14 protein-coding genes are annotated in these 12,409 nt (G+C 38.5%); all 14 read left to right on the top strand.

The window, feature by feature from the left end:
• Nucleotides 1–66: 66 nt before the first annotated feature.
• Nucleotides 67–1,374, top strand: a complete 1,308-nt coding sequence (trmFO, locus tag MF646_RS04900) for an FADH(2)-oxidizing methylenetetrahydrofolate--tRNA-(uracil(54)-C(5))-methyltransferase TrmFO (RefSeq protein ID WP_250095379.1) — start codon at nt 67–69, stop codon at nt 1,372–1,374.
• 71 nt (nt 1,375–1,445) lie between these two features.
• Nucleotides 1,446–2,342: a tyrosine-type recombinase/integrase gene (locus MF646_RS04905; RefSeq protein ID WP_250095380.1), complete on the top strand. Its 897-nt coding sequence runs from the start codon at nt 1,446–1,448 to the stop codon at nt 2,340–2,342.
• Between the two features lie 24 nt (nt 2,343–2,366).
• A complete protein-coding gene (gene hslV, locus MF646_RS04910; protein ID WP_250095381.1) occupies nt 2,367–2,912 on the top strand; it encodes an ATP-dependent protease subunit HslV in 546 nt (181 codons plus the stop codon).
• 27 nt (nt 2,913–2,939) lie between these two features.
• Nucleotides 2,940–4,337 (top strand): ATP-dependent protease ATPase subunit HslU, encoded by a 1,398-nt coding sequence (gene hslU / locus MF646_RS04915; protein ID WP_250095585.1) that lies wholly within the window; start codon nt 2,940–2,942, stop codon nt 4,335–4,337.
• Nucleotides 4,338–4,355: 18 nt separating this feature from the next.
• A complete protein-coding gene (gene codY / locus MF646_RS04920) occupies nt 4,356–5,135 on the top strand; it encodes a GTP-sensing pleiotropic transcriptional regulator CodY (RefSeq protein WP_250095382.1) in 780 nt (259 codons plus the stop codon).
• A 342-nt stretch (nt 5,136–5,477) separates the two neighbouring features.
• Nucleotides 5,478–5,876 carry a flagellar basal body rod protein FlgB gene (flgB, locus tag MF646_RS04925; RefSeq protein WP_250095383.1) on the top strand — a complete coding sequence of 133 codons (399 nt, stop codon included), beginning with the start codon at nt 5,478–5,480 and terminating at the stop codon, nt 5,874–5,876.
• A gap of 2 nt (nt 5,877–5,878) precedes the next feature.
• Nucleotides 5,879–6,337 carry a flagellar basal body rod protein FlgC gene (gene flgC / locus MF646_RS04930; protein ID WP_250095384.1) on the top strand — a complete coding sequence of 153 codons (459 nt, stop codon included), beginning with the start codon at nt 5,879–5,881 and terminating at the stop codon, nt 6,335–6,337.
• Nucleotides 6,338–6,348: 11 nt separating this feature from the next.
• The gene (fliE, locus tag MF646_RS04935) at nt 6,349–6,648 is read left to right on the top strand and encodes a flagellar hook-basal body complex protein FliE (RefSeq protein ID WP_250095385.1); all 300 of its coding nucleotides are present in this window, start codon (nt 6,349–6,351) and stop codon (nt 6,646–6,648) included.
• A 33-nt stretch (nt 6,649–6,681) separates the two neighbouring features.
• On the top strand, nt 6,682–8,259 hold the full coding sequence (gene fliF / locus MF646_RS04940; RefSeq protein WP_250095386.1) for a flagellar basal-body MS-ring/collar protein FliF: 1,578 nt from the start codon (nt 6,682–6,684) through the stop codon (nt 8,257–8,259).
• A gap of 12 nt (nt 8,260–8,271) precedes the next feature.
• Nucleotides 8,272–9,288 carry a flagellar motor switch protein FliG gene (fliG, locus tag MF646_RS04945; protein WP_250095387.1) on the top strand — a complete coding sequence of 339 codons (1,017 nt, stop codon included), beginning with the start codon at nt 8,272–8,274 and terminating at the stop codon, nt 9,286–9,288.
• Nucleotides 9,281–10,102 carry a flagellar assembly protein FliH gene (gene fliH / locus MF646_RS04950; protein ID WP_250095388.1) on the top strand — a complete coding sequence of 274 codons (822 nt, stop codon included), beginning with the start codon at nt 9,281–9,283 and terminating at the stop codon, nt 10,100–10,102. The genes fliG and fliH overlap by 8 nt, the downstream gene beginning before the upstream one ends.
• Nucleotides 10,080–11,399 carry a flagellar protein export ATPase FliI gene (gene fliI / locus MF646_RS04955; protein WP_250095389.1) on the top strand — a complete coding sequence of 440 codons (1,320 nt, stop codon included), beginning with the start codon at nt 10,080–10,082 and terminating at the stop codon, nt 11,397–11,399. The genes fliH and fliI overlap by 23 nt, the downstream gene beginning before the upstream one ends.
• Complete coding sequence (gene fliJ, locus MF646_RS04960) at nt 11,399–11,836, top strand: flagellar export protein FliJ (RefSeq protein WP_250095390.1); 438 nt, start codon at nt 11,399–11,401, stop codon at nt 11,834–11,836. The genes fliI and fliJ overlap by 1 nt, the downstream gene beginning before the upstream one ends.
• A gap of 10 nt (nt 11,837–11,846) precedes the next feature.
• Nucleotides 11,847–12,407, top strand: a complete 561-nt coding sequence (locus MF646_RS04965) for a MotE family protein (protein WP_250095391.1) — start codon at nt 11,847–11,849, stop codon at nt 12,405–12,407.
• The last annotated feature ends 2 nt before the right edge of the window (nt 12,408–12,409 follow it).

Here is a 12,409-nt window from a genome sequence, read left to right on the forward strand (position 1 = left end):
GTGCTTACTAGACGGATGGATCTTTGTGAGCCACCCTCATTTCTACTGTAAGATGGAGGGATTATTTTGTCAGAACAACATGTTAACGTAATCGGTGCAGGACTTGCTGGCAGTGAAGCTGCATGGCAACTTGCAAAGAGAGGCGTTACTGTCCATTTATATGAAATGCGTCCGGTTAAACAAACACCGGCTCACCATACTGATAAATTCGCTGAATTAGTTTGCAGCAACTCGCTTAGGGGTAATAGTTTAACAAACGCTGTTGGTGTTTTAAAAGAAGAAATGAGAAATTTAGACTCAGTTATTATTCGTTCAGCAGATGACGCTTCTGTACCTGCAGGGGGAGCATTAGCTGTAGATCGCCACGAATTTGCAGGTGCTGTTACAGAACGTGTCAAAAACCATCCAAATGTGACCGTCTACAATGAGGAAATTACTTCAATACCTGAAGGTCCAACAATTATAGCGACGGGACCTTTAACATCTGAGCATCTTTCAAAACAATTGAGAGAGTTAACGGGTGAAGAATATTTATATTTTTATGATGCAGCTGCACCAATTATCGAAACAGAATCGATAGATATGAATAAAGTTTATAAAAAATCAAGATATGATAAGGGAGAAGCTGCATATTTAAATTGCCCGATGACGGAAGAAGAATTCGATCGTTTTTATGAGGCCCTAATAGAAGCTGAAACCGTGCCTTTAAAAGAGTTTGAAAAAGAAATTTTCTTTGAAGGCTGTATGCCAATTGAAGTAATGGCTAAACGGGGTCGAAAAACGATGCTTTTTGGACCAATGAAGCCGGTTGGTCTTGAACATCCTGAAACGGGTAAAAGACCATTTGCTGTTGTTCAATTAAGGCAAGATAATACATCGGGTACTCTATATAATATTGTTGGATTCCAAACACATCTAAAATGGGGTCCGCAAAAAGAAGTCCTGCAGTTAATACCTGGATTAGAAAATGCTGAAATTGTACGCTATGGAGTCATGCATCGAAATACTTTTATTAATTCGCCAAACCTTCTTAAACCAACATATCAATATAAAGATCGAGATGATTTGTTTTTTGCCGGTCAAATTACAGGCGTAGAAGGTTATGTTGAATCGGCTGCAGCTGGACTGGTAGCTGGTATTAATGCTGCAAATTATGTAAAAGGGAAAGAAATGATTATTTTTCCGGAAACAACTGTAATTGGCAGTATGGCTAACTACATTACGACAGCAAATAAAAAGAACTTCCAGCCTATGAATGCTAACTTCGGACTTCTTCCGCCATTAGAGGAACGTATTCGCGATAAAAAAGAAAGGTATGAACAATTAGCAAACAGAGCACTTGGCGCAATTCAGAATTTTGTGAAAAAAGTGTAAATATCGTTGTCAGAGCTACTAAATCATGATAGAATTTAGTAGCTCTGTGAGTATTAGGTGGTGTCCCGTATTTGTCAGAACAGTCCTGGCTAGATTTATTTATTACATACATGCAACTAGAAAAGAATAGTTCTGTTCATACGTTGAGAAATTATACGAATGATATAGAGGACTTTCAAAGGTTTATGAAGAGCTCCCAGATTTCTTCCTTTTCTGATGTAACCGTTAACGATATTCACAAATATATGTCGGTATTGTTTGATAAGTATTCGGAGAAGACCATTGCTAGAAAGATATCAGCATTGAGAAGCTTTTATAAGTTTCATATGAATGAGGGACGGGTAAGAGAGAATGGATTCGCTGTAGTGGATTTACCGAAAGGATCTGAGCGAATATCGACATTTCTAAATGAAGATGAAATGAGTAAACTTTTTCATGAAATGCCGGGAAATAAGCCGCTTGATCAGCGAGACCGTGCGATTTTGGAATTGCTTTACGCTACTGGAATGAAGGTAAGTGAATGTAGCAAGATCCAAATTGAAGATATTGACTTCTCTATAGGTACTGTTTTGATCCAAGGAAAAAGGCGAAAAGAACGTTATTCACCGATTACTACATTTGCAATATTAGCATTGCAAAAGTATATTAAGGATGGACGTAAAGTACTTATACAAAAAGCGAAACAACATCAATCATCTTTGTTTCTTAATTTCCGTGGTGGGGTGCTTTCAGATAGAAGCATTCGAACCATTGTTCATAAACGGATGATGCATTTAGCAAGTAGTAAAGCGCTTCGTCCGCAAGATATAAGGTATTCTTTTGCTGCTCATTTATTAAATAATGGAGCTGATTTACGGGTTGTTCAAGAATTATTAGGACACGAACATTTTTCAACGACTCAACTATATGCGCATGTTACAAAGAACCGATTGAAAGATGTATACAAACATTCTCATCCTAGAGCATAATTGGGGTGTAAGGAGGATATAGAGATGGATCAATCTTTTCACGCGACGACCATATTTGCTGTTCAACATAATGGAGAATGTGCAATGGCAGGTGATGGCCAAGTAACATTCGGAAATGCTGTCGTGATGAAGCATACCGCAAAAAAAGTCCGAAAAATTTACCAAGGTAAAGTAATCGCTGGCTTTGCCGGATCAGTTGCAGACGCCTTTACGTTATTCGAGAAATTTGAAGGGCGTTTAGAAGAGTACAATGGTAACCTTCAACGGGCAGCAGTAGAGCTTGCAAAAGAGTGGAGAAGTGATAAGGTGCTCAGAAGACTTGAAGCTATGCTGATTGTCATGAATAAAGAGCATCTATTACTTGTGTCTGGAACTGGTGAAGTAATAGAACCAGATGACGGAATATTAGCTATTGGCTCTGGTGGAAACTACGCGTTGTCTGCTGGGAGGGCATTAAAAAAGCATGCTCCAGATTTATCTGCAAGAGACATCGCACGTGCTTCATTAGAAACAGCTGGTGAAATTTGCGTTTACACGAACTTGAATATTATCGTTGAAGAACTTAAATAGTGAACCGATACGGAATTGGAGAGTGGTATTGTGAAATCGAACTTAACCCCTAGAGAGATTGTTAACCGTTTGAATCAGTTTATTGTAGGTCAGGAAGAAGCAAAAAAGTCAGTGGCTATTGCATTACGTAATCGCTACCGTCGAAGTTTACTTGATAAAAAGATGAAAGACGAGATCACTCCAAAGAACATCTTAATGATTGGACCTACGGGTGTAGGTAAGACAGAAATAGCTAGAAGGTTAGCAAAGCTAGTTGGCGCCCCTTTTGTAAAAGTAGAGGCAACAAAGTTTACAGAAGTTGGTTATGTTGGCCGTGATGTCGAATCAATGATTAGGGACCTAGTAGAAACAAGCGTTAGAATCGTTAAAGAAGAAAAAACGCATCAAGTACGAGGTCAGGCAGAAACAAATGCGAACGAACGCATTATTGAGTTACTTGTTCCTAAAGCGAAAAAACAATCGTCATACAAAAATCCATTTGAAATGATTTTTGGCGGGCAACAAGGGACACAAGAAGTTGAACCAGACCAAATGGAAGAAACAAATATAGCAGAGCGTCGTAAGCAAATGGCGCATAAGCTAGCCTTAGGCGAGTTAGAAGACCACATGGTGACAGTGGAAGTCGATGAACAGTCACAAGGCTTTATGGATATGTTCCAAGGTCAAGGCATGGAGCAAATGGGAATGAACATGCAAGAGATGCTAGGTGGCATGCTTCCAAAGAAGAAGAAAAAGAGGCGTTTACCAGTATCTGATGCAAGAAAAGTTCTTATAGAAGAAGAGGCTCAGAAATTAATTGATATGGATGAAGTCACTCAAGAAGCCGTTTCAAGAGCGGAACAACTTGGAATCATCTTTATTGATGAGATCGATAAAGTTGCGAGCAAAGGGCAGCAGTCGGCTGATGTCTCCCGTGAAGGGGTTCAACGTGATATTTTGCCAATTGTGGAAGGATCTACAGTTGTTACGAAACATGGTTCAGTGAAAACCGATCATATTTTATTTATCGGTGCAGGGGCGTTTCACATGGCAAAACCGTCAGATCTTATACCAGAATTGCAGGGGCGTTTTCCAATTCGAGTTGAACTTAAAAATTTAACAGTAGAAGACTTTGTTCGGATATTAGTCGAACCAAACAATGCTCTAATTAAGCAATATATAGCACTTCTTGAAACGGAAGGTATAAAAGTGACGTTTTCGGACGAAGCTGTTCATAAGATTGCGACAATTGCAACAGAAGTCAATCAAGAAACCGAAAACATTGGTGCAAGACGATTACATACGATTCTTGAGCGTTTATTAGAGGACCTTTCGTTTGAAGCACCAGATATAAATTTAGAGGAAATAGTTATCACACCAGAGTATGTAGAAGAAAAATTAGCTTCTATTGCAAAAAATCGAGATCTTAGCCAATTTATTTTGTAAGTTGCAGGAGGAGAAGTTATGGATTTATTAACTAGAACGAGAAAAATCAATGAAATGTTACAAAAAACAGGGGTGCAGCATGTCAATTTTAAAGATATGGCTGAAACACTTCGCGATACGATCAGTGCGAATATCTTTGTAGTAAGTCGCCGTGGGAAATTATTAGGATATGCTATTAAGCAAGAGATTGAAAACGAACGAATGAAGAAAATGTTAGAGGATCGTCGCTTTCCAGAAGAGTATACTGATGGACTATTTAAGATCGAAGAAACTTCAGCTAACTTAGATATTGAAAGTGAGTACACGGCCTTCCCAGTAGAGAATAAAGATTTATTTAGCAGCGGCCTTACAACTATTGTACCGATACAAGGTGGAGGTCAACGTCTTGGTACATTAATTCTAGCTCGCTTAAATGATTCATTTAATGACGATGACTTAATTCTAGCTGAGTACGGGGCTACTGTAGTTGGAATGGAAATTCTTCATGAAAAAACACAGGAAATTGAAGAGGAAGCTAGAAGCAAAGCAGTCGTTCAAATGGCTATAAGTTCACTTTCTTATAGTGAGTTAGAAGCTGTTGAGCATATTTTCCACGAGTTAGATGGAAAAGAAGGGCTTCTTGTGGCAAGTAAAATCGCTGATCGAGTTGGAATTACTCGTTCTGTAATTGTTAATGCACTTCGTAAACTTGAAAGTGCGGGTGTCATTGAATCTCGTTCATTAGGAATGAAGGGGACATATATTAAAGTACTCAATGATAAGTTCCTCGTTGAACTAGATAAGTTAAAAGCTAAATAGGTTTAATAAGGGAAAAGAGCGTATGTTATGTGCGTTCTTTTCTTATTTTTTTATGGAAAGTTTTACAGTTTTTCTAGGAAGTATGATACAATTTTAGATGATTTCTGTCGAATATTGTATTAATTTGATGATGTTAACAGTGTTGCTATAGGTTTATGCGACAAAAGTCTCCATTTTTCTTTGGTTCTTTTATCTTGATTTAGCAACTGGATAAAAACGGGGTTAGACTTTTATTGCAGGATTTAATACAATTTTCATAGAGATTGTGTAAGAAAATGTGAAATTGAGGGAAGAAACCGCAAAAGTCGAATTGTTATTTTTTATGTCGGAAGGTGAAATGTTTTGGATCTTTTTGGGAGTTCAACTTTTAAAACGTTAGAAAGAGGGTTAGCAGGCGCGCAAGTAAGACAGAATGCTATTTCTCAAAATATTGCTAATGTAGATACACCTAACTATAAGGCTAAACAAGTTAGTTTTAAACATACATTAAACGATGCTATGAATCATTCTGCTTTGAAGGCAAACCGGACAAATGACCACCATTATGAATTTAGCAGAGCTAAAAACTCAGTTGCCATTGAGACAAATCGTTCAACGATGTATAACCATAACGGCAATAATGTAGACATTGATTTAGAAATGGCAGAGCTGGCAAAAAACCAAATATACTATAATGCCCTAATAGATCGCCTAAATGGACGATTTACTAGTTTACAAACCGTTATACGTGGAGGGAATTAATCATGACTATTTTTCATGGATTTAACACAAGTGCTTCCGCATTAACAACACAACGGTTACGTATGGATGTCGTTTCTTCTAATATGGCTAATGCTGAGACAACTAGAGCGAGAATGGTTGATGGTGAGTGGCAGCCCTACAGGCGTAAGATGGTAGTCACTCAACCGAACGAAAAGTCGTCGTTTGGACATTTTTTAAATCAAGCTAAAACAAGTAATAACTCAGGCATCGGTAATGGGGTGAAAGTCTCAGGTATCGTTGAAGACCGTACTCCATTTAAACAAGTTTATAACCCTGATCACCCTGATGCAAATGAACAGGGCTATGTTCATTTGCCGAATGTTGATCCATTACGAGAGATGGTAGATTTAATGAGTGCCACTCGTTCCTATGAGGCGAATGTGACAACATTAAATGCATCAAAAAACATGTTGTTAAAAGCATTAGAGATCGGAAGGTAGGGGAATCCTAGATGGATATGCGCATACAATCGCCTTTTCTACAAATGAATTCGGCGTTAACAAAAACAAAACATACACCGGCAGAAGCTCAAGCGTCATTTAAGAATGCTTTAAGCCAAGCGGTAAAAGATGTGAACGAACTGCAAAATGAATCAGCAAAGAAAACAGAACTATTAGCCAAAGGCGAGATAGATAACCTTCATGATGTAATGATTACGGGGCAAAAAGCAAGTATTTCACTCCAGGCAACGGTGGAAGTACGTAATAAAGTGGTTGAAGCCTATCAAGAGATTATGAGAATGCAAGTGTGAATTATTGTAAGTCTGTTTTGAAGGAGAGGCTACATGAACGAGAAATTACTTATGTATAAAGGGCGGATAACAGAATATTGGAGCGCTAAGACAAAAAAGCAAAAGACGATTCTCCTTGGTTCTGTAATTGCAATTGTTACATTGCTCGCTCTTTTATTCTTTTTTTCAACAAAATCAAATTATGTTGCTCTTTATAGCAATTTGACATTACAAGAAACGGGACAAATTAAAGAGACCCTCGACGCTCGCGGGATCTCATCAACCATTTCTGATAACGGAACATCGATTATGGTTCCTGAGCCATTAGTTGACTCATTGAAAGTTGAATTAGCAGCAGAGGGACTTCCGAGAAGTGGAAGTATTGACTATAGCTTCTTTCAAGATCAAATGGGATTTGGAATGACAGATAATGAATTTTCTGTCATGGAACGTGCTGCCATGCAAACGGAACTTGGCAGCCTGATCAGAAATATAAACGGCGTCAATCATGCGAATGTCATGATAACACTGCCAGAAGAAAGCGTATGGTTAAACTCATCTAATGAGACATCTACAGCAGCTGTTGTCTTAGATTTGGCACCTGGCTATCAGCTTGAACCTTCTCAAGTACAAGCTCTTTATCATCTTATATCCAAGAGTGTACCTAACCTCCCTATTGAAAATATCGTCATTTCTGACCAAATGTTTAATGATTATTTATATGATAATGGAAATCAGGTAAATTCAACGTTAACAGCTTACGAGCAGCAACGGTCAATTCAACGTGAAATTGAACGGGATTTAACTCGTAATCTTCAACAAATGCTAGGGACGGTTGTTGGGAGAGATAAAGTTCTCGTTTCTGTTACAACTGATATTGATTTTACTCAAGAAAATCGTACGGAAGCATTGGTTGAACCTGTTGATCCAGAAAATATGGAAGGAATTGCAGTTAGTATTGAACGAATTGCTGAAACGTACAGCGGTGAAGGGACAGTTGAAGGCGGAATTGCGGGTGTCGGGGATGAAATTCCTAATTTTCCAGGCGCTGTTGGTCAAGGCCCATCAGAATGGGAACGTACAGAAGACCGTATTAATAATGAAGTAAATCGTATTAATCGAGATATAGTGGAAAGCCCTTATAAAATTCGAGATTTAGGTATTCAAGTTATGGTTGAACCTCCTGATGGCTTAGATATGCTTCCTCAAGAACGGATGGATGATATTCAACAAATTTTAGGCACGATCGTACGAACAAGCATTTCTGGAGTATATGCTGAGGAACTAACACAAGATGCAATTAATGAAAAGATTTTTGTCTCTTCTCAACCATTTGATGGAAAAGTCGAGTTTGAACAACAAGCAATTCAGGCAATTCCAATGTGGATGTATGTTGTCGGCGGCATTCTAGTAACGTTGATTTTATTCCTACTATTCTTGCTTATTAGAAAGAGAAAAGCAGAAAGTGAAGAAGAGTTTGAAGAGGAAAAAGAGGTTCGTTACGAAGTTCCTGATCTCCCTAACGAAGATCAGAGCTTAAGTGCAACTAAACGTAAGCAGTTAGAAAAAATGGCTAAAGAAAATCCAGATGAATTTTCAAAATTACTACGTACATGGTTATCGGAAGATTAGGAGGGATAATTGGTGGTCAGTTCAACAAATAAAGGGTTAACAGGTAAACAAAAGGCAGCGATCCTCCTTATATCTCTAGGACCCGATGTATCTGCACAAGTGTATAAGCATTTATCAGAAGAAGAAATAGAACAACTAACACTTGAAATTGCCAATGTTCGAAAAGTAGACAGTGGAATGAAAGAAGAAATTCTTGAGCAATTTCATTCATTAGTTTTGGCACAGGATTATATTGCTCAAGGTGGAATCGGGTATGCTAAAAGCATTTTAGAAAAAGCGTTAGGAGAAGAGAGTGCAATGGATGTTATCAATCGGTTAACATCAACGTTGCAAGTACGTCCATTTGATTTCGCCCGCAAAGCAGACCCGTCACAGATATTAAACTTTATCCAAAATGAACATCCTCAGACAATTGCATTAATTTTGTCTTATTTAGAATCTGTACAAGCTGGACAGATCCTGTCTGAATTGCCGCAAGAAGTTCAAGCGGATGTCGCCAAACGAATTGCTCTCATGGACAGCACTTCACCTGAAATTGTTAGCGAAGTGGAGTCAATTCTAGAACAGAAATTATCTTCTACTGTGACACAAGATTATACGGACGCGGGTGGTATCGAGGCTGTTGTTGAAGTGTTAAATAGTGTTGATCGTAGTACGGAGCGTACAATTCTTGATGCCCTAGAAATCCAAGATCCAGAACTTGCGGAAGAAATTAAGAAGCGTATGTTCGTCTTTGAAGACATCGTTACACTTGATAACCGGTCAATTCAACGTGTCATTCGAGATGTTGAAAATGAAGATTTACAACTGTCATTGAAGGTGGCTAGTGAGGAAGTGAAAGATATTGTCTTCAGTAATATGTCTCAACGGATGGCTGATACATTCAAAGATGAAATGGAATTTATGGGTCCTGTGCGATTGCGTGATGTGGAAGAAGCGCAGTCGCGAATTGTGGCCATCATCCGTCGTCTAGAAGAAGCTGGTGAGATCGTAATTGCTCGTGGTGGAGGAGACGATATTATTGTCTAAAATTATTAAGTCACACCTTAACTCTACCGAAAGAAAGTCGAAAAAGATTACAATACGTAACCTTTTTGAGGAAGGTTTGTTTCAAAATCATAATGATATGTTGAACAGCCAGCAAGATACGTGCAAGGTAGAAGAAGATCGAGAAACTCTTAATCGATTACGGTTAGAGATTCAAGAGGCTGAAGAAAAAGCAGGTCGGATTATACTTGAAGCAGAAGATCAAGCCAAGGTGATACGTGAGACCATTAGGATGGAACAAGAGCAGGCAACTCTAGAAATTGAGCAGTTAAAACAAACTGCAGAGGAACAAGGATATAAAGATGGTTATGAAAAGGGACAAGCAGAAGGGTTTTCTTCATACTCTAATTTAATTGATCAAGCACAGCATATAATCAATCAGTCCGAACAGGAGTATGAAAAAACAATTGAATCAGCTCAACCTGTAATTGTAGAACTTGCTGCAGCCTTAGCTCAGCGAATGGTTAATCAAAAGTTAACTGAGGATCCGGACATGTGGGCCGATTTACTTACTCAAGTAATGACAGAGGTAAGAGAACACGAAAACGTTAGGATATATGTTCATCCGGATTGGTTTGAGAGAACGAACCAACAAAAAGAAGAACTTGAACAATTACTTAGTCATACTGAGAGATTGTTCATTTATCCTGATGCAGGCTTAATGAAAAATGGCTGTGTTATTGAATCGAAATATGGCCGTATTGATGCAACGGTGGACAAGCAGCTTAGCGAACTAAAACTCCAGTTATTAGAAAAACTTAAGGAGGGCGACGATGAACGCCGAGCAACTAATTAACATTGTCGGTTCCCTCACTCCTTATAAATGGTACGGGAAAGTTACAAGAGTTGTTGGATTAACGATTGAATCGAAAGGTCCGCAAGCTTCTATTGGAGATCTTTGTTACATTATCGTAGGTAAATCACAGACAAAAGTGAAGGCGGAGGTCGTAGGCTTTCGAGATGAAAACGTTTTGCTTATGCCGTTAAACGGCACGATGGACATTTCACCAGGCTGCTTGGTGGAGGCTACAGGAAAGCCATTAGAAATTAAAGTTGGAGCAGGGTTAATTGGAAGTGTCATCGATGGGTGCGGAGAGTTAATGTCAAAAGCTAGTCTCCCAAAAGGACTTACTTCGTTCCCTACTGATAATGCACCTCCTAATCCCTTATCTAGACCAAGGATTCATGAAAAGATGTCGCTTGGTGTTCGTGCAATCGATGCTTTATTTACAGTCGGAAAAGGGCAAAGAATTGGTATATTTGCAGGAAGTGGTGTTGGGAAAAGTACTTTGTTATCAATGCTTGCCAAAAATTCGGCAGCAGATGTCAATGTTATTGCATTAATTGGGGAACGTGGAAGGGAAGTAAAAGATTTTATTGAGCGAGACCTTGGAGAAGAAGGCTTGCGCAAATCTGTATTAGTCGTTGCTACATCTGATCAGCCTGCATTAATGCGAATAAAAGGAGCAATGACAGCTACAGCTGTGGCTGAGTATTTTAGAAATCAAGGTCTTCACGTTAACCTTATGATGGATTCTGTTACCAGATTTGCGATGGCCCAACGTGAAATCGGCTTAGCTATCGGTGAGCCCCCTACTTCCAAAGGATATACCCCATCTGTTTTTGCGATGCTGCCCAAATTATTAGAGCGCTCGGGAACGGACGTAAGGGGAAGTATTACAGCGTTTTATACTGTTTTAGTTGATGGCGATGATATGAATGAACCAATAGCTGATGCCGTCAGAGGAATATTAGATGGACATCTAGTTCTTGATCGGAAATTAGCAAATAAAGGACAGTTTCCTGCGATTAACGTCTTAAAAAGTGTAAGTCGTGTAATGTCTGATATTGTAGATGACATTCATAAAGCAACTGCAAGTCAAGTCCGTTCCTATTTATCTACTTATGATGATAATGAAGACTTAATCAATATAGGAGCTTATAAACGGGGGGCATCAAAAGAAATTGATGAAGCCATTATGATGTATCCAAAAATTATAAATTTCTTAAAGCAGTCTACAACGGAAGTAACAGGTATTGACCAATCAATCGAACGGTTAATTGAAGATTTTGCGAAAGGAGGGCATTACTAATGTCATTCCAATTCACCCTTCAAAAAGTAATGCAAGTTAGGGAAAGAGAGAAAAACAAAGTACAAGCTGAATATCAAGAAGCGATTGGTCATTTTGAGAAGGTTGCAACACAATTGTATGAGTTACTTAAAAGCAAGGAAGGTTTGGAAGAGCGGGTGAGTAATCAGATCTCAACTGGGACGTCTATTTATGAATTGCAGCAAAACCAAAATGAAATCATGCGTTTACAGCAAGAAATTATGGATAAGCAGCATGACACCCAATTAGCTAGGGAAAAAATGGTTGTCAAAGAGAAGGATCTAGTTACGAAAACAATTGAAATGAAAAAATATGAAAAAATGAAACAATTAAAACAAGAGCAGTATAAACAAGAAGAGAAACGAAAAGATATAATGCAAATGGACGAACTATCAGTTCAATTATTTGCAAAACGTTAAAGGTGAAACTATGAGGGAAAAAGATAGATCATATAGCAAATTTCAGTGGTTTTTTCTTGTGATTTGTATACCGGTTCTTTTTGCAGTTATTTTATTTATCGTCATTCTCTCTTTCCTAGGGGTAGATGTCGTAGATAAAACGAAGCAAGCGGCTGCTGACGTTCCATTTCTATCTTCAATGGTTCAAGAGGAAGAAGAAATAGTAGAAGTCGATGTAAGCATGTTAGATCAACGTATTAACGAGCAAGAGGCTGAAATTGTCCGATTGCAGCAAATCATTGATCAACGTGAAGAAGCAATTGAACAGTTAGAAAATGAGCTGAGACAATTAGAAGAGAAAAACGAAATTGACGTTGAATTACAGAATGAAGCAAAGCAAGATTTAAAGGATATAGCCAGGATCTATGAGTCCATGTCTACTAAGAATGCGGCTGCCATTGTTTCGGAGCTATCAGTTGAGGAAGCACTTTTGCATTTATCTCTAGTTTCGGTTGATGCAAGAGCTGGGATTCTTTCTAAAGTGGAAAGTGAACTAGCAGCGGAACTAATGAGCAGGTTTGTAAATGAATAATG

Source organism: Halalkalibacter alkaliphilus (assembly GCF_023555415.1).
Classification (GTDB): domain Bacteria; phylum Bacillota; class Bacilli; order Bacillales; family Bacillaceae_D; genus Halalkalibacter; species Halalkalibacter alkaliphilus.

What these genes read in the sequence shown, in the direction of transcription:
- codY (WP_250095382.1), top strand. Translation starts at nt 4,356, where the DNA reads ATGGATTTATTAACTAGAACGAGAAAAATCAATGAAATGTTACAAAAA.
- flgC (WP_250095384.1), top strand. Translation starts at nt 5,879, where the DNA reads ATGACTATTTTTCATGGATTTAACACAAGTGCTTCCGCATTAACAACA.
- fliE (WP_250095385.1), top strand. Translation starts at nt 6,349, where the DNA reads ATGGATATGCGCATACAATCGCCTTTTCTACAAATGAATTCGGCGTTA.
- MF646_RS04965 (WP_250095391.1), top strand. Translation starts at nt 11,847, where the DNA reads ATGAGGGAAAAAGATAGATCATATAGCAAATTTCAGTGGTTTTTTCTT.
- hslV (WP_250095381.1), top strand. Translation starts at nt 2,367, where the DNA reads ATGGATCAATCTTTTCACGCGACGACCATATTTGCTGTTCAACATAAT.
- fliJ (WP_250095390.1), top strand. Translation starts at nt 11,399, where the DNA reads ATGTCATTCCAATTCACCCTTCAAAAAGTAATGCAAGTTAGGGAAAGA.
- fliI (WP_250095389.1), top strand. Translation starts at nt 10,080, where the DNA reads ATGAACGCCGAGCAACTAATTAACATTGTCGGTTCCCTCACTCCTTAT.
- fliF (WP_250095386.1), top strand. Translation starts at nt 6,682, where the DNA reads ATGAACGAGAAATTACTTATGTATAAAGGGCGGATAACAGAATATTGG.